Source organism: Marinobacter sp. bablab_jr008, assembly GCF_016464145.1.
In the GTDB taxonomy this organism is placed as follows: domain Bacteria; phylum Pseudomonadota; class Gammaproteobacteria; order Pseudomonadales; family Oleiphilaceae; genus Marinobacter; species Marinobacter nauticus.
On sequence record NZ_JACDWW010000059.1, the window covers coordinates 532866 to 548942 of the forward strand.

Sequence of the window (16077 nt, forward strand, 5' to 3'; positions counted from 1 at the left end):
CTGAATGAAGTCACAAAATGTTCACGCGCCATAATTTGCGTACACTTGTACGCTGAAATACCCTATACTTTCGTTGAATCGCAATTTCCCCATAAGGCAATTATCCAAACCATGACGCACAGCCAGCCAGATTCCGTTCATCACAGGATAGAAGAGTGGATTAACAGCGCCACCCACGGTATTGGAGCCCTGCTGAGTGTGGTAGGAACGGTAGCCCTGATCGCAGGCGCCAGCCAACTGGGGGATGTCTGGAAGATTGTCAGTTTCAGCGTATTCGGTGCCTCACTGATTCTGTTGTACATGGCGTCCGCGCTCTACCACGGCGCCCGCCATCCGCGCCTGAAAACGGCCTTCAAGACCCTGGATCACTGCGCCATTTTCCTGCTGATTGCCGGTACCTACACACCTTTTCTGCTGGTCAACATGCGTGGCACCACCGGCTGGACCCTGTTTGCCGTCATCTGGTCCCTAGCGCTGACCGGCGTGGTACTGAAGGTGATCTTCAAAAACCGCTTCAAGCTCGCACGGGTAGGTATCTACATTGCCATGGGCTGGCTGATCACCTTCGCGTCATCCGACCTGGTGGCCAACCTCAGTGAAACGGCCCTGCAACTGACCATCGCCGGCGGCATTGTCTATACCGCCGGCGTTGCGTTTTACCTGGCCGACCGCATTCCTTACATGCACGCGATCTGGCACCTGTTCGTGATTGGCGGCAGCGCCTGCCATTTCAGCGCTATCTATTACGGGGTTCTTCCTCATTCCGTCTGAATGCGTGGCCGTCACGCACCGTTCGCAAAGCATTGACCACAACCCATCCAACGTTGACACTCCGACTCAGTCGACTCATTACTCCGGATGACATTGTGGCACGCTCAACACAACCCAATATGCACAGCTTTTGGCTGTTTTTCCCGGCGGCCTCACTCTGGGCCGCTACGGTGGTTCCATTGTCCATCTACGCAGCGCTATCCGGCTATGGGTGGCCCCCGGGGCTGATTGGTGCTGGCCATGGCCATGAGCTGATTTTTGGTTTCGCACTGGCATTGATCGCCGGTTACACACTCGGGCCGCAACCCCGGCGCGCCCTCGTTCTGCTCTTTGGGCTCTGGTTAGCGGCCCGGCTTGCCTGGCTGCTGGCACCCGAAACACTCTTCGCACAGTCACTCAGCCCGGCTTTTGCACTGCTGCTGGCATGGTATGTGGTGCCACGGTTTCAGGCGGCCAAGAAATGGCGCAACAAAATTGCCGGCCCGCTGATTCTCGTGCTCTGCCTGATGGCTTTGGTCTACTTTCTGACACAAGCCGGCCTGCCTTTGCCAGACACCCGCCGCCTGCTGCAAACCACCATCCTGGGCCTGCTATTACTGATGACTTTTATGGGCGGAAGGATTATTGCGCCGGCCGTGGCCGGCACGCTGGAAAAGCGGGGCATCCCCCTGGAAGCCAGGGTACAACCGCACATAGAAGGAGCACTGCTGGTCGTCCTGCCGATCGCCATGACGTTAATGCTGTTCAGTGCCACCGAACAGCTGGCCGGACTTCTTCTTGTCTCAGCCAGTGCGCTGGTGGTTATCCGGATTGTCCGCTGGAAGCTCTGGCACTGCAGTAACCGGCCCGACCTGCTGGTGCTGGCCCTTGGCTATATGTGGCTGGCCATCGGCTCGGCGTTCGCAGGCACGCACCTGCTGGCCGGACGGCCGGTTCTTCCCGCGCTGCACCTGATTGTTGTCGGAGCGCTGGGGACACTCTCGGGGAGCGTGATGCTTCGACTGGTCTGGCAGCGGGCGCGCCGGACATTTCCGCCAGCATGGCAGGTTATCGCTATCGCGATACTGGTGGCAGCCGCCACCATAAGCCGCTACCTGGCGGGGGCCACGCCTTACTCCCAACCTGAACTTCTTTGGTTCTCTTCCGGCTGCTGGGCTCTGACCTTTGCAGGCGTCGCCGGTCAGGTAATGGCCCTATATCCGCTTACGCAAAAAACCCGGCACGGCCCGCCATAGCCACCGGAAATGATTGGCTACCTCTACTGCGCCAACTCGAAAAGCAGCTACTACCTACGGCATACCACCAACATAACTTTATGTTTTAAAAGGTTTTTAAAAGCGACCAAGCCTTTCAGAAAAAGAGCCGAATTGCGAGATCATCTTACCGACAACCTTCCTTGATATTTATCAGGATTGAAACACCCGCCTCGTTTGCAAAATGAGTCCAACGCCGTGACAGCCACTGATTCCGGTGGCTCCGGGTCAAAGAAACGAGGAGCTTAACCATGGCAAAAACCAACGCCGACATTGAACACTGGGATGTCGAAAGTGAGGAGTTCTGGGAGCGGGAGGGCAAGAAAGTCGCCTCCCGCAACCTGTGGATTTCCATCCCCAGCCTGCTGATGGGATTCGCCATCTGGCTGATGTGGGGAATGATCACCACCCAGATGAAAAACCTGGGGTTTTCTTTCACCGTTGAACAGCTGTTCACACTTACGGCCATTGCCGGCCTGTCCGGTGCAACCCTGCGAATTCCGGCCTCGTTCATGATCAAGATTGCCGGCGGTCGCAATACCGTTTTTCTGACCACCGCATTGCTGATGATCCCGGCGTTCGGCACCGGTGTCGCCCTGATGAATCCAGACACACCGTTCATCGTGTTCCAGGCGCTGGCGCTGCTGTCCGGTATTGGCGGCGGTAACTTTGCCTGCTCCATGAGCAACATCAGCGCGTTTTATCCGAAGAGCAAACAGGGGTACGGTCTCGGCATGAACGCCGGCCTGGGTAACTTCGGCGTGACCACCATGCAGATTCTGATTCCACTGGTAATGACCGTTGGCGTGTTCGGCGCTGTTGCCGGTGATCCCATGCAACTGCAAAGCCCCAGTGGCACCCTGATCGGCCGTATTGAGGCCGGCACCGACACCTGGATCCAGAACGCCGGCTTCATCTGGCTGGTCTTTCTGATTCCGCTGGCCTTCGCGGGCTGGTTCGGCATGAACAACCTCAAGGTGGTGACTCCCAATCCTGGCAGCCCGATATCGGCATTCGGCAAAATACTTGGCCTCTATGGCGTTGGTCTGCTGACCTCTATCGCCGGCGTCTGGGCTCTGTCAGTCATGAATATGTGGCTGGCCCTGCCCATCACCATTGTGCTGACCGTGGCGCTGCTCAGACTGATCCCAGGTGACATCAAGCCCAACATCAAGAACCAGTTTGCCATCTTCAGCAACAAGCACACCTGGTCCATGACCGTGCTTTACATTCTGACTTTCGGTTCTTTCATCGGCTTTTCTGCCGCCCTGCCGCTGTCCATCAGCGTCATCTTCGGCAACATGATGGAAGTGGGAGCGGATGGCGCCATGGCCCGTGTGGTCAACCCGGATGCACCCAGCGCTCTGACCTGGGCCTGGATGGGGCCATTCGTCGGCGCCCTGATTCGTCCGGTCGGCGGCTGGATTTCCGACAAGATGGGCGGCTCCATCGTTACCCAGATCATCTCCGTGGTGATGGTCGTCGCCTCGGTCGCCACCGGCTACGTCATGATGCTGGCCTACAACTCAACTGATCCGAACAGCTATTTTGCCCTGTTCCTGATCCTGTTCATTGTGATGTTCGCCGCCAGCGGTATTGGCAATGGCTCCACCTTCCGCAGCATTGGTTTTATCTTCAACCAGCAGCAGAAGGGCCCGGTACTGGGCTGGACCTCAGCAATCGCCGCTTACGGCGCCTTCATCGCCCCTCGCGTGATGGGCCAGGAGATCCAGGCCGGCACGCCAGAAGTGGCCATGTACGGGTTCGCAGTGTTCTATGCGGTGTGTCTGGTGGTTAACTGGTGGTTCTACCTGCGCAAGAACGCCTACATCAAGAATCCGTAACAGCAAGAATCCAAGCGTTAGACCTCTGCTCGCCGGCCCCACAAGGGCCGGCTTTTTTATGGCGGCAGGGAACTGCCAACGATCAGCGCTTCTCCGCGGCTTCGGGCTCACAACCCAGAGCAGTGAGCACCTGCTGCATGGGCTCCCCCTCCCCGGCACTTGCCTCCAGCGCCAGATCCCTGGCGCTCTTGTTCGATTTATTAACCAGCTCCGGATCTGCACCGGCAGAGAGCAGCAACCGAACCAGTTCCGGATTGCGGTTGCGCACAGCCATCATCAGCGCAGTCTGCCCGTTTTCGTATTCCCGGATGTCAGGATCGGCACCTCTGGTCAGTAGCAGGCGTACAGCCTCCGGACGGCTGGCAATCACCGCCCCCATCAGAGCCGTATAGCCGGTTTTTTCCGTATGGTTTATATCCGCGCCATGATCCAGCAAGAAGGCAAGAATATCCGTATGACCACGGGAGGCAGCCCTCATCATGGCCGTCCACTTGCAGTCGTCCCCTGCGTCAACCCGGGCCCCACGCTCGACCAGCTCGGCAACCCGGTCAGTCTCGCCCTCTTCCGCCGCCACAATCAGGGGAGTTCTACCCCTGCTATCACGGGCTTCCAGATCCTCGCCTTCGCCCAGGAGCTGCCAGAATCCGAGTAACAGGGCCAGCGCCAACATCGCCCCCATCAGCCCGGACCAGCGTTCCCAGAACCCCATGACCTCTCTCCTGTTGCGACCACTTTCCTCCGAGCATACAAAAAACCCGCCGGGATTGCTCCGCGGCGGGTTGTCACAGCTCCCGTTGTAAAGGGAACGTTTTTACCGTGCTGTCTGGCCCGCCAACCGGTGGCGCTCCTCTTCTTCGATCTGCAGATCGACAGAAGACACGTGGTATTCCTCAGAGAAGCCGCTCTCGGGTTCCTTCAGCCACATAATGCACAGTATCCAGCTAACAAAGGCTCCAGCGGCGATGATGAAGAAGAACTGGGTCGGGGTGACAAAAGTGAAGATGGTCAGGTAGACCACCGCACCGACGTTGCCATAGGCACCAGCCATACCAGATATCTGGCCGGTCAGGCGACGCTTGATAGAGGGGATGATGCCAAAGGTGGCGCCTTCTGCACCCTGTACGAAGAAGGACGTGAACACAGTGATCGCCACTGCCACAATCAACGGCCAGTTGGAATTCAGTAGCCCCATAAGACCGAATCCTACCGCAATACCGAACATGTAGCTGAGCATCACGAAACGGCGGTTCCCCATGCGGTCAGATACCAGGCCGCCCATCGGACGGGCCATCAGGTTCACGAAGGCGAAAGATGCCGCAATCAGCCCGGCTGCCGTTGCGCTCAGACTCCAGGTCTCTTCGAAGAACATTGGCAGCATGGAGACCACAGCGAGTTCCGCGCCAAAGTTAGCGAAGTAGGTGCTGTTCAGGGCAGCCACACTGTTGAACGGGTATTTGTCGTCCTCAGGCACGCCTTTCTTCAGGATGGGGACGTTTACCCGCAGTATCTGAACAATCTGATAGCAGACAATGGCGAAGATCACCGCGTAACAGATAGCAGCCCCGGTGGCAGACAGGTACCCCATGTTCTGGATACGCCACACCAGAATAGCCAATACCCCGACCAAAGGAATGGTCCACAGGATCAGCTTGACCATATCACCCCAGGTGCTGACTTCCAGTGCCACGGCCTTACGGGGTTTACGATGCACGGTACCAGCAGGGCCGTCGGTAATCGCGAACCAGTAGTAGACGCCGTAGGCCGCCATCACGATGGCACTCTGGGCGATGGCCCAGCGCCAGCCGTCTTCACCGCCGTACATGGTAATGGCAATGGTCGGCAGTGACATGGCAGCCGCCGCAGAACCAAAGTTGCCCCAGCCCGCATAAAAGCCTTCTGCAAAGCCAATGTCCTTGGGTTTGAACCACATGGCCGTCATATGAATACCAACCACAAAGCTGGCACCAATGGAGCTCAGTACCAGGCGGCTGACCAGCAACTGAGCCATGGTGTTACCAAAAGCAAACACCAGCGCCGGTATGGCCATCACCACCATCAACACCGAAAACACCCTACGTGGACCGAAGCGGTCCAGCGCCATACCCACGATAATGCGGGCGGGAATCGTCAGCGCCACGTTACAGATGGCAAACAGGCGCAGGTCGTCCTTGGTCAGCCAGTCCACGCTTTTGAGCATGCTGGACGCCAGTGGCGCCATGTTGAACCAGACATAGAATGTAATAAAGAAGGCAATCCAGGTCAGGTGTAGTGCCCTGATTTCAGGATTGCGGACGCGGAATACGTCAGCGACTTTCATTTCAGCCTCCCGGGGCTAAGACAATGGAAACAGGTAATCCCGGCCATCAAAGGCTGGGCAGAATCAGAAGTGGGCACTGGATCCGGCGAGCCAGGAAGGAGCTGACGCTGCCAAACGTCATGTAATCCAGTTCGTCCACGAAATAGGTCAATGATCGGGCAATGAAGCCGCCGTCAGGCTCATGACTGTGGCGGGCGATGACCAGCATGTCTGGCCGTACCTTTTTCTCGGCGGCGAACAGCAGGCTCTTGCGGGCGTCGCCTTCCAGCATCAGGCTCTCGGCACTCACCTGCTCGCTTTCGCACAGTTCCAGAGCTTCTTTCAGATGCTGTTTCAGCTCGCCAACTTCTTCCTGAAACAGGTCTTCATTGCCGGAGGTGATGTCGCGTGGGTTTTCTGCCACCGCAACCAGCGTGATTTTTGGCTCCAGCCGCCGAAACATGGTGATGGTCTGGGCCAGCGCCAGTTTCGCGTTTCGGGAACCGTCGTAGGCAATCATGATGTTCATGTGGCTCTCCCGGTATCACACCCCCAAGACGGAGGCATTCGAGTTGATATCGGTCAGCATTACCCCATAGCACCCAGCCGCCATAATTGATCTTGATCAAGCCTGAACCCACGTACCCCACCAGAGAAAGCCCCGGAATATCACCTTTCCCGGGATAGTGACCATTGACCTACCCCCTTTGCACCCAGCAGGAGGTACCTCCAATGCGCCGGCCCGAAAATTCGGCTTTTTGGTATGGTTTCAGAGGAGTATTTTCCGGCCAGGAGAGACCATGACGAGCATGCCCGCCAAAGCTCAGCAATATCGGGCGCTGGGCCTTTCGACCTTCGCCTTCACCCTGTGTTTTGCCGTCTGGACCATCTTTTCCATCATCGGCATTCGCATCAGTGAAGAGCTGGCGCTGTCCGACACCCAGCTGGGATTGCTGATGGCCACGCCGATTCTTACCGGCTCCATCAGCCGTTTATTCCTGGGCATCTGGACCGACCGTTATGGCGGGCGCTGGGTGTTCGGCATCCTGATGCTGACCACCGCGGCCTGTGTTTACCTGCTGACCTTTGCTACGACCTACGCCATGATGCTGGTCGGGGCCCTCGGAGTGGGCCTGGCGGGCGGCGCTTTCATAGTCGGGGTGGCCTATACCGCAGCCTGGTTTGAACCGGCTAAACAGGGCACCGCACTGGGGATTTTCGGCGCCGGCAACGTCGGTTCTGCCGTGACCAACTTCGGCGCCCCGTTTCTGTTGGTGGCCTTCGGCTGGGAGAAAACCGCGCAGATATACGCCACGGTGCTGGCCATCATGGGCATTGCCTTCCTGTTACTGGCAAAAACCGACCCGCTGGCCGAACAACGCCGCAGCGCCGAACAGAAATCGTTTGCCGAACAGATGGCACCGCTCCGGGAACTTCGGGTGTGGCGCTTTGCCCTGTACTATTTTTTTGTGTTCGGCGCCTTTGTTGCCCTGGCGCTCTGGCTTCCCCATTACCTGATCGGCGTTTATGGCCTGGACATCAAAACCGCCGGCATGATCGCCGCGCTCTATACCATCCCGGCATCCCTGTTCCGCGTCCTCGGGGGCTGGCTGTCGGACCGCTTCGGCGCCCGACGAGTGATGTACTGGACATTCATTGCCTCGGTAGTCTGTACCTTCCTACTCAGTTATCCGCCCACCCGCTATGTGGTGCATGGCATCGAGGGAGATATCAATTTCACGCTGGCCATGAGCCTGCCCATGTTCGTGGTGCTCACCTTTATCCTCGGTTTTTTCATGTCGCTCGGTAAGGCGGCCGTCTACAAACACATTCCGGTGTACTACCCGATGCATGTGGGGGCCGTCGGCGGCGTGGTAGGAATGATCGGGGGCATCGGTGGTTTCATCCTGCCACTCACCTTTGGTGTGCTGAACGACATAACCGGCATCTGGCAAAGCTGCTTCATGCTGATGTTCGCCATTGTGGCAGCAGCCCTGGCCTGGATGCACTACGCCATCCGCAAAGCGGAACGGGTGGAATGGGCGGCCCAGACCGAGCAGACCGATCTGCCGGAACTGGCCTCCCCGCAGCTGTTCTATCCCATGAACCGTCATCCGGTAGCAGATGCCGCCATGCGGAACTCCGACCAACACGGGTAAATGCCCCGGCCACCGTTTCGTGCTTTATGCCCCGCCTGCGGGGCTTTTTTGTATACTGGCCCGACAATGATCGAGTGGAGTCCCGCTGGTGGCAAAATGGCTGGTTAAAACCGAACCCTCTGAATGCGGCATTGATGATTTTGCCCGTCAGCCTGAGGGTGTTATTCCCTGGGATGGTGTGCGCAATTACCAGGCCCGCAACTTCCTGGCGCAGATGCAGGAGGGAGATCTCGTCTTTATCTATCACTCCAGCTGCAAGCGCATAGGCATTGCCGGTATTGTTCGCGTAGTGAAATCCGCCTACCCGGACCCAAGCCAGTTCAACCCGGAGTCTCCCTACTACGACCCGAAAAGCACCGCAGAAAAACCTCGCTGGCAAGCGGTCGACCTGCAGTTTGAACGGAAATTGCCGGCGTTGATCCCCCTGGACTCACTCAAAGCCATGCCAGAGCTCAGTGAACTGGCTCTGGTACGCAGAGGCAGCCGACTCTCGGTCATGCCGGTCAGCGATGCCGAGTGGCAGCAAATCCTCCACCTGGTCGATTAAACTCAGATCACAGGCCTACCACCACCGGCTCCGTAGCTTTAGAATTGCCGCGTTTCAATTCTCCCGGAGCCGTCGAGATGTCCATGGACATGAATCCCGCCAGCAGCTTTGCCCAGCTCAAGCGCATTGAATCGAGCAAGGTGTTCCAGACTGTTGTTATCGCCATCATCATTCTGTCTGCCCTGACCATCGGCGCCAAAACCTATGATCTGCCACCATTGGTGGAACAGAGCCTGTCGGTGATGGACAACGCCATCACCCTGTTCTTTCTGGTGGAAATCCTGTTCCGGTTCGCCGCCTGCCCACTCAAACGCCGCTTTCTCATGGATGGCTGGAACCTGTTCGACACCATCGTGGTGATCGGCAGCCTGATCCCTCTGGACAATTCCGAGGCGGTATTGCTGGGCCGGTTACTGCGCGTATTCCGGGTGCTTCGACTGGTATCAGTGGTGCCCGAGCTGCGCTTTCTGATCAACTCGTTACTGAAAGCTATTCCGCGCATGGGCTACATTGCCCTGCTGATGTTCATCATCTTCTACATCTACGCTGCCATGGGCTCCATGTTCTTCGCCAGCGTTGACGAAACACTCTGGGGCGATGTCGCCATCGCCATGCTCACACTGTTCCGGGTTGCCACCTTTGAGGACTGGACCGACGTGATGTATGCCACCATGGAAGACTATCCCATGAGCTGGTTGTACTACCTGACCTTTATCTTCCTGACGGCCTTTGTGTTCCTGAACATGATGATCGGGGCGATACTGGAGGTAATGAGCGAGGAGCAGAACGCCAAACAGGCCCAGAAGGCCCACGATGAGCGGGATGAGATTGCCCGTCAGCTCCGGGCTGTACAGGAACAGCTGCAGGAACTGACGAAGCAGGTCAGCGAGAAACGCTGATTCAGAATGGCTTGGCCATGGCCAGATGGAAAATAGCCGTCACCTGCACCAGGGCAAGTACCGCCGCCACAATGCGTGCGGGCTTGCCCACAGTGGTTTTCAGCGCAAACACCCCGGCAATGATGTAACCGAACAACAACACGATCTTGGTGATCAGCCAACCGGGCATGGCAGAGGCATAACCGGCCACAAACACCAGCGCAATGGCCGCGACCAGAAGGATGGTGTCATTGATGTGGGGAATGAACCGTAGCGGCGTCTGGCGCCAGCCTGGTCGCCCGACCGCATCAAGCAGTAGCCGCAGGGCAAACAGCGTGATGGTTAGGTAGGCGGTGGTCATGTGCAGGTGCTTCAGGATAATGTACGACGTCATGGAAGTTCCTTTGTTAACAAACGGGTTGCGGCCATTGTACGCAAACTACCCCCAAGCAGGTATGGTTAATACAGGCGCGAAGGTTTAACATATACCCAGAATACATGTATATGGGAGACATCTATGCAGGCCATACCGACTTCCCCTGAACGGGCGTCTGCCAGCCTCAGCCAACTCTTTTCCTATCCTTTCCGGATTTTTTTCCTTTCCATGACGGTACTGGCCATTGTTGCCATCCCGGTATGGGTCCTGGAAGTCACCGGCGTGGTTCAACTGCCACTGGCCCTGCCCGCCCTGTTCTGGCACCAGCATGAAATGCTGTTCGGATTTTTGTCTGCCGCCATCGCAGGCTTTCTGCTCACCGCCGTGTGCGTCTGGACCCAGACCAACCGAACCCACGGTGCACTGCTTGCAGGTCTCTGGAGCGTTTGGCTGGCCGGTCGCCTGTTGCTGGCCTTTGGTGGCAACCTGCCGGACTGGCTGGTACAGGGCGTAAATCTGGCGTTCCTGCCCCTGGTGATGATCGATGCCGGCTGGCGAGTGTGGAAAGCCCGCCAGAAGCGGCAGCTGATGATTCTGCTTGTCCTCGGGCTGCTCTGGCTGATGCAGATCGGCTTTGTTACCCGCCTGAATATGGCGTTCAGCTACGGAGCACTGATCATGGCCATGGCGCTGATCAGCATCATCGGAGGCCGGATTACCCCTGCGTTCTCAGCCGGATGGCTTCGCCAGCGTGGCGGCAATGCCGAGGCAGTCAGGATGATTCCGGCACTGGATATGGCGGCACTGTTCTCCATGATCCTGCTGATGGCATCCCTGGTGACGGGCTGGCAAACCGTCACCGCCGTCATTGCGGTGGTTGCTGCATCGTTGATGCTGGTGCGCCTGTATAACTGGAAAGGCTGGCTGGTGCGCAAAGATCCCTTGCTCTGGATTCTGCACCTGTCCATTCTCTGGGTGCCGGTTGCACTGATTCTGCTGGCAGGCTCTTTGGTGGCCGGATGGCCAACCAATGCCTGGAGCCATGCCGCCGGTACCGGCGCCATCGCCTGCCTGATTCTGGGCGTGATTGCTCGCGTGTCACTGGGCCACACCGGCCGCCCGCTGGTGCTGCCAAAGGGCATGGTCCTGGCGTTCGTGGCCATCCAGCTCGCTGCGGTTATTCGGGTATTGACCGCCTTCAACCTGATTCCCTGGCACCCCGGCATTGGCACCAGCACCCTGCTGTGGATGCTGGCCTATGGCCTGTTCCTGGTGCGTTACACCGGCATTCTGGCCAGCCCCCGGCCAGACGGGCGCGAAGGCTGATCCAGTGCCAGATACGAAAAGGCCGGCTCGGGGCGTAACCGAGCCGGCCTTTCTGTTTTCGGCGGCAGGACTTCAGGCCGCCATTTTCTCTTTCAGCAGCTTTTCAAAATGGGATCGGGCCGCACGGAACCGGGCTGCCGGAAAGTGAATGCTGATGCCCTCCAGTGCTGCCATCAGCATTTCCAGATGGGCATCCCAACCGGCGCAGGCAATAGGCACCACCTCATCGTCCGGCAACGACAGCGTCAGGCAAAGCCGGGTACAGACTCCTTCCCGCAGTAATTCCCAGGTCAGCGGCCGCTCAGGGGCATCTCCGGAACTCCAGGAGTAGGACAACAGCCGGTGAGGCCGGCAGGCGGTAATGGTACAGTCGATGGGCATGCCACTGTTGCCAAAATCCAGCTGAACCCGGCCACCTTCACGAGCCTCCAGAGACCCGGCAGCCAACCAGTTGGCCAAATGCACCGAATCGGTCAGCATATTCCAGACAGCCTCCGGAGGATGTTCCAGCAACCGTTCCAGGTGTACCAATACCCGGCCCGCCTCGAACCGGATTTGTCCATCGATGAACTCCTCATCCGCAGACATAGGCCCTCCCTAATATGGCGAACTTCACAGATTCGACGAAAGTATCAAACCGGACAAAAGATAGCCTTGATGACCATCAACCGGCTCTGACTGCGGGTCCGGGGAACTTCTGGGCGGTAATCATCCACTAAAGGTCAATAGCCGTTCACAGAACAGGCGCTAAAGTAGAAGAAATCATTTTGCAACAGAGACACAGGCAACATGTATCCTGATCACTTTGACAAAGAAGACCTGATCCGCTGCGGCCACGGCCAGCTGTTCCCCGGCGCCATGCGCCTGCCCATCGACGAAATGTTGATGGTCGACCGTATTACCCACATCGGAGCCGATGACGGCGAATATGGCAAAGGCAGCCTGGTGGCCGAACTGGACATCAACCCGGATCTCTGGTTTTTCAAAGTGCATTTTGAGGGCGACCCGGTGATGCCTGGATGCCTGGGCCTGGACGCCATGTGGCAGCTAGTCGGCTTTTTCCTGGCCTGGAGTGGCGGCGAAGGCAAGGGTCGCGCCCTGGGCGCTGGTGAGGTGAAGTTTTTCGGACAGGTTTTGCCGGAAAACAAAAAGGTCACCTACTATCTGGATATCAAGCGGTTGATTCGCCGCAAACTGACCATGGCCATTGCGGATGCCCGCATGGAAGTGGACGGGCGGGAAATCTACACCGCCAAAGACCTTCGGGTCGGCCTGTTCACATCGACTGATGACTTTTAGGAGTTAGCACAATGCGTCGCGTTGTAGTTACCGGCATGGGGATTGTCTCCAGCCTTGGAACCAACCAGAAAGAAGTGGCCCAGTCGCTTCGCGAATCCCGCTCCGGCATTGCCTTCAGCGAAGAAGCCCGGGATAACGGCCTGCGCAGCCACGTTGCAGGCAAGATCGATCTGAACCTGTCAGAACTCATCGACCGCAAAATCTGGCGTTTCATGAGCCCAGCGGCGGGTTACTGCTACCTGGCGGCGAAAGAGGCCATTGAGCAGGCTGGCCTGACCGACGAGCAACTGCGCGCCAACACCACCGGCGCCGTGTTCGGTACCGGCGGCGCTTCTACCGTCGAACTGCTGGACGCCATCGATACTCACCGAGACAAAGGCCTTCGCCGGGTGGGCCCGTACCGGGTACCCCGCACCATGGGTAGTGCCATCAACGCCTCCATCACCACCGCCTTTGGTATCACCGGTATCAACTACGGCATCACCTCTGCCTGCGCCACCAGCGCCCACTGCATCGGCCACGCCGCTGATCAGATCGCCCTGGGCCGCCAGGACGTAATGCTGGCCGGTGGCGGTGAAGACATCCACTGGACCCTGAGCCTGATGTTCGATGCCATGGGCGCGCTGTCCACCAAGTACAACGACACGCCGGAACAGGCCTCGCGCACCTACGATGCAGACCGTGACGGTTTCGTGATTTCCGGTGGCGGCGGCACGCTGATACTGGAATCCCTGGAACACGCCGAAGCCCGCGGTGCCACCATCCTGGCAGAACTGGTCGGCTTTGGTGCCACCTCCGACGGCGCCGACATGGTGGCTCCCAGCGGTGAAGGCGCCATTCGATGCATGAAGCAGGCCATGGCCAACATCGACGGCGAGATCAACTACATCAACACCCACGGCACCAGCACGCCGGCGGGTGATGTAACCGAACTGAAAGCGCTCAAGGAAACCTTTGGCGACAAGATCCCGCCACTGAGCTCCACCAAACCTCTGTGTGGCCACGCACTGGGTGCCGCAGGCGTACATGAGGCCATTTACAGCCTGATCATGCAGCGGGAGAGCTTTATTGCCCCGTCCGCCAACATCCAGACCCTGGACGAAGGCGCCGAAGGCTACCCGATCGTGCGTGAACGCATGGACAACCAGAATCTGAACCTGGTAATGAGCAACAGCTTCGGCTTTGGCGGCACCAACGCCACCCTGATCTTCAAGAAAGTCTGATCAGGACAAGCGAAGCGAGCGGTATTCAGCCGGCGGCGTTCCCATCCAGCGCTTGAACGCCCGGCTGAATGCGCTCAATTCCGAAAATCCGAGCTGCTCGGCAATTTCCACTAGCGGCTTGGATTTATCCTTCATATAGGTAATCGCCTGCTCCCGACGAACCTGCTCCAGCAGAGCCGCAAACGTCAGCCCCTCCTGGCGCAACTTCTTGTGCAACGTATACCGGCTCATATTCAACTGCCCGGCCACCGTCTCGACACCGACTTTCCCTCGCTCCAACTGAATCCGGATCAGCTTGCTGACCCGCATACTCAGCGAACGCTTTGAATTTTCAGGCCTTAATGGCTCTGATGCCATGCTGGTTCCTCCTGCCTATCGTCCTGGCCCAAACTGCCAACTCCATCAGCGTACACATGTTAGCCGAAATCAATCAATACGACCTTTGAGCAAGATCAATGGCGCAGTGGATTATTTGCGGCACAATGCCCGCTTTCAGAATGCCCTACCTGCATCCATCTGCTTTTCAGTTGATACCCGGAGACACCATGACCACCCCGGAACTGCTTGCTCCCGCCGGCACCCCCGAACATCTAGAAACCGCCTTCGCCTATGGCGCAGATGCCGTCTATGCCGGCCAGCCGAGATATTCGCTGAGAGTAAGGAACAACAGTTTCAAAGACGTTGCAGCCCTGGGCGCCGGCATTGAACGAGCACACGAACTGGGAAAACAGTTCTATCTGGTCTCCAACATTGCACCCCATAACAATAAAGTGCGCAGCTACCTGAGAGACCTGGAGCCGGTCATTGAACAGAAACCCGACGCCCTGATCATGTCTGACCCCGGCCTCATCATGCTGGTAAGGGAGAAATGGCCGGATCAGCCCATCCACCTGTCGGTTCAGGCCAACGCTGTCAACTGGGCCACCGTGGAATTCTGGCGCCGCCAGGGCATCAGCCGAGTGATCCTGTCCCGGGAACTGGGCCTGGAGGAAATCCGCGAAATCCGCGAAAAAGTCCCCGCGATGGAACTGGAAGTGTTTGTACACGGCGCCCTGTGCATGGCCTACTCCGGCCGCTGCTTGCTGTCTGGCTACATGAACCATCGAGACGCCAACCAGGGCGCCTGCACCAACGCCTGCCGCTGGAACTATAAAGAAGTCCAGCACAGCCATGACCAGACCGGCGATCTGATCGCCACCTCTGCAGATGCGGTGGAAACCTGCGAGCCCAAAGAAATCCTGCTGGAAGAACCCAATCGCCCCGGCGGCTTCATCCCGGCCTACGAAGACGAACACGGCACCTACATCATGAACTCCAAAGACCTGCGCGCCGTCCAGCACGTAGCGGAACTGGTCAAGATGGGCGTTCACTCTCTGAAAATCGAAGGTCGCACCAAAAGCACCTACTATGTAGCCCGCACCACCCAGGTATACCGGAAAGCCATCGACGACGCTCTCGCCGGCAAACCCTTCGACATGCACATGATGGACGAACTCGAAGCCCTCTCGAACCGCGGCTACACCGAAGGCTTCCTGCGCCGGCACGTGCCCCAGGAATACCAGACCTACGAACAGGGCTCCTCGTATCTCGGCACCCAGCAGGTGGTAGGCACCATTGCCGACGCGGATGACCGGTGGCTCACCATCGACGTAAAAAATAAATTTGCCCCCGGCGACCAGCTGGAGCTCATCACCCCGGCCGGCAACCTGCGATTCTCTGCCAACACGATGGAAAACCGCCACGGCGAGGCCATGGAGTGCGCACCAGGCAGCGGCCACATCGTCAAAATTCCTAAACCCGCGAACGTGCCGGAAAAACTGGACTTCACCTATCTGACCAAGATTTTTCCCGAAAACGCCGGCCGTTAAACTCGAGTGGGCGATCTGTACGCCCCCCTTAGTGCCCCAAAGGCCGATTAAGGTATAATCCCTACACAACCGATTTAATACCTGACTATTTTACTCTGGTATTGTATAATCGCTCGCCAGAAGCAACGGGAAACCGGCCAGCAGCCCCTCCCGTCATCCAAAAACCGATTGCAGGGCGTACTCACGGAGAGAGCGACCACTGCGACACCAGCAAATCGAATACACCCATCCGCCAGC

The 16077-nt window shown here is 57.9% G+C and carries 16 protein-coding genes; 10 read left to right on the forward strand and 6 right to left on the reverse strand.

Annotated features, from left to right (window positions below):
* The first annotated feature begins 111 nt into the window (after nucleotides 1–111).
* The 3 genes from trhA to JIF53_RS11150 all read left to right on the forward strand — a co-directional run bounded on the left by trhA (nucleotide 112) and on the right by JIF53_RS11150 (nucleotide 3868).
* Nucleotides 112–771, forward strand: coding sequence for a PAQR family membrane homeostasis protein TrhA (gene trhA / locus JIF53_RS11140; protein ID WP_199452496.1), 660 nt, complete (start codon nucleotides 112–114; stop codon nucleotides 769–771).
* 95 nt (nucleotides 772–866) lie between these two features.
* Entirely contained in the window at nucleotides 867–2006 is a 1140-nt protein-coding gene (locus tag JIF53_RS11145; RefSeq protein ID WP_323127170.1) for an NnrS family protein, read from the forward strand.
* 269 nt (nucleotides 2007–2275) lie between these two features.
* Complete coding sequence (locus tag JIF53_RS11150) at nucleotides 2276–3868, forward strand: antiporter (RefSeq protein ID WP_199452497.1); 1593 nt, start codon at nucleotides 2276–2278, stop codon at nucleotides 3866–3868.
* Between the two features lie 82 nt (nucleotides 3869–3950).
* Here the strand turns inward: JIF53_RS11150 and JIF53_RS11155 are convergent, their stop codons facing one another.
* The 3 genes from JIF53_RS11155 to JIF53_RS11165 all read right to left on the reverse strand — a co-directional run bounded on the left by JIF53_RS11155 (nucleotide 3951) and on the right by JIF53_RS11165 (nucleotide 6693).
* Nucleotides 3951–4577 (reverse strand): ankyrin repeat domain-containing protein, encoded by a 627-nt coding sequence (locus tag JIF53_RS11155; RefSeq protein ID WP_199452498.1) that lies wholly within the window; start codon nucleotides 4575–4577, stop codon nucleotides 3951–3953.
* A 102-nt stretch (nucleotides 4578–4679) separates the two neighbouring features.
* Nucleotides 4680–6185 (reverse strand): MFS transporter, encoded by a 1506-nt coding sequence (locus JIF53_RS11160; protein ID WP_153741695.1) that lies wholly within the window; start codon nucleotides 6183–6185, stop codon nucleotides 4680–4682.
* Between the two features lie 46 nt (nucleotides 6186–6231).
* Nucleotides 6232–6693, reverse strand: coding sequence for a universal stress protein (locus JIF53_RS11165; RefSeq protein WP_199452499.1), 462 nt, complete (start codon nucleotides 6691–6693; stop codon nucleotides 6232–6234).
* Between the two features lie 271 nt (nucleotides 6694–6964).
* Here JIF53_RS11165 and JIF53_RS11170 point away from each other — a divergent pair, with 271 nt between their 5' ends.
* From JIF53_RS11170 to JIF53_RS11180, 3 genes are all read left to right on the forward strand, one after another.
* The gene (locus tag JIF53_RS11170; protein ID WP_199452500.1) at nucleotides 6965–8323 is read left to right on the forward strand and encodes an MFS transporter; all 1359 of its coding nucleotides are present in this window, start codon (nucleotides 6965–6967) and stop codon (nucleotides 8321–8323) included.
* Between the two features lie 88 nt (nucleotides 8324–8411).
* Nucleotides 8412–8870: an EVE domain-containing protein gene (locus JIF53_RS11175; protein WP_011786584.1), complete on the forward strand. Its 459-nt coding sequence runs from the start codon at nucleotides 8412–8414 to the stop codon at nucleotides 8868–8870.
* A 77-nt stretch (nucleotides 8871–8947) separates the two neighbouring features.
* Nucleotides 8948–9769 carry an ion transporter gene (locus JIF53_RS11180; RefSeq protein ID WP_014422504.1) on the forward strand — a complete coding sequence of 274 codons (822 nt, stop codon included), beginning with the start codon at nucleotides 8948–8950 and terminating at the stop codon, nucleotides 9767–9769.
* Between the two features lies 1 nt (nucleotide 9770).
* Here JIF53_RS11180 and JIF53_RS11185 read toward each other — a convergent pair whose 3' ends face one another.
* Complete coding sequence (locus JIF53_RS11185) at nucleotides 9771–10142, reverse strand: SirB2 family protein (RefSeq protein WP_199452501.1); 372 nt, start codon at nucleotides 10140–10142, stop codon at nucleotides 9771–9773.
* A gap of 123 nt (nucleotides 10143–10265) precedes the next feature.
* Here JIF53_RS11185 and JIF53_RS11190 point away from each other — a divergent pair, with 123 nt between their 5' ends.
* Nucleotides 10266–11450, forward strand: a complete 1185-nt coding sequence (locus tag JIF53_RS11190) for an NnrS family protein (protein WP_011786587.1) — start codon at nucleotides 10266–10268, stop codon at nucleotides 11448–11450.
* 72 nt (nucleotides 11451–11522) lie between these two features.
* On the opposite strand, the gene JIF53_RS11195 is transcribed toward JIF53_RS11190, so the two are convergent.
* Entirely contained in the window at nucleotides 11523–12038 is a 516-nt protein-coding gene (locus JIF53_RS11195; RefSeq protein WP_199452502.1) for an SRPBCC family protein, read from the reverse strand.
* A 201-nt stretch (nucleotides 12039–12239) separates the two neighbouring features.
* On the opposite strand from JIF53_RS11195, the gene fabA reads away from it, so the two are divergent.
* Together fabA and fabB are read left to right on the forward strand one after the other, a co-directional pair.
* The gene (fabA, locus tag JIF53_RS11200) at nucleotides 12240–12749 is read left to right on the forward strand and encodes a bifunctional 3-hydroxydecanoyl-ACP dehydratase/trans-2-decenoyl-ACP isomerase (protein WP_011786589.1); all 510 of its coding nucleotides are present in this window, start codon (nucleotides 12240–12242) and stop codon (nucleotides 12747–12749) included.
* Nucleotides 12750–12760: 11 nt separating this feature from the next.
* Nucleotides 12761–13972 (forward strand): beta-ketoacyl-ACP synthase I, encoded by a 1212-nt coding sequence (gene fabB, locus JIF53_RS11205; protein ID WP_014422508.1) that lies wholly within the window; start codon nucleotides 12761–12763, stop codon nucleotides 13970–13972.
* Here the strand turns inward: fabB and JIF53_RS11210 are convergent, their stop codons facing one another.
* Nucleotides 13973–14329, reverse strand: coding sequence for a helix-turn-helix domain-containing protein (locus JIF53_RS11210; protein ID WP_023008621.1), 357 nt, complete (start codon nucleotides 14327–14329; stop codon nucleotides 13973–13975).
* A 188-nt stretch (nucleotides 14330–14517) separates the two neighbouring features.
* Here JIF53_RS11210 and yegQ point away from each other — a divergent pair, with 188 nt between their 5' ends.
* Nucleotides 14518–15840 (forward strand): tRNA 5-hydroxyuridine modification protein YegQ, encoded by a 1323-nt coding sequence (gene yegQ / locus JIF53_RS11215; RefSeq protein WP_199452503.1) that lies wholly within the window; start codon nucleotides 14518–14520, stop codon nucleotides 15838–15840.
* Nucleotides 15841–16077: the final 237 nt, after the last annotated feature.

What these genes read in the sequence shown, in the direction of transcription:
- trhA (WP_199452496.1), top strand. Translation starts at nt 112, where the DNA reads ATGACGCACAGCCAGCCAGATTCCGTTCATCACAGGATAGAAGAGTGG.
- JIF53_RS11150 (WP_199452497.1), top strand. Translation starts at nt 2,276, where the DNA reads ATGGCAAAAACCAACGCCGACATTGAACACTGGGATGTCGAAAGTGAG.
- JIF53_RS11155 (WP_199452498.1), bottom strand. Translation starts at nt 4,577, where the DNA reads ATGGGGTTCTGGGAACGCTGGTCCGGGCTGATGGGGGCGATGTTGGCG.
- JIF53_RS11160 (WP_153741695.1), bottom strand. Translation starts at nt 6,185, where the DNA reads ATGAAAGTCGCTGACGTATTCCGCGTCCGCAATCCTGAAATCAGGGCA.
- JIF53_RS11165 (WP_199452499.1), bottom strand. Translation starts at nt 6,693, where the DNA reads ATGAACATCATGATTGCCTACGACGGTTCCCGAAACGCGAAACTGGCG.
- JIF53_RS11170 (WP_199452500.1), top strand. Translation starts at nt 6,965, where the DNA reads ATGACGAGCATGCCCGCCAAAGCTCAGCAATATCGGGCGCTGGGCCTT.
- JIF53_RS11180 (WP_014422504.1), top strand. Translation starts at nt 8,948, where the DNA reads ATGTCCATGGACATGAATCCCGCCAGCAGCTTTGCCCAGCTCAAGCGC.
- JIF53_RS11185 (WP_199452501.1), bottom strand. Translation starts at nt 10,142, where the DNA reads ATGACGTCGTACATTATCCTGAAGCACCTGCACATGACCACCGCCTAC.
- JIF53_RS11190 (WP_011786587.1), top strand. Translation starts at nt 10,266, where the DNA reads ATGCAGGCCATACCGACTTCCCCTGAACGGGCGTCTGCCAGCCTCAGC.
- JIF53_RS11195 (WP_199452502.1), bottom strand. Translation starts at nt 12,038, where the DNA reads ATGTCTGCGGATGAGGAGTTCATCGATGGACAAATCCGGTTCGAGGCG.
- fabA (WP_011786589.1), top strand. Translation starts at nt 12,240, where the DNA reads ATGTATCCTGATCACTTTGACAAAGAAGACCTGATCCGCTGCGGCCAC.
- fabB (WP_014422508.1), top strand. Translation starts at nt 12,761, where the DNA reads ATGCGTCGCGTTGTAGTTACCGGCATGGGGATTGTCTCCAGCCTTGGA.
- JIF53_RS11210 (WP_023008621.1), bottom strand. Translation starts at nt 14,329, where the DNA reads ATGGCATCAGAGCCATTAAGGCCTGAAAATTCAAAGCGTTCGCTGAGT.
- yegQ (WP_199452503.1), top strand. Translation starts at nt 14,518, where the DNA reads ATGACCACCCCGGAACTGCTTGCTCCCGCCGGCACCCCCGAACATCTA.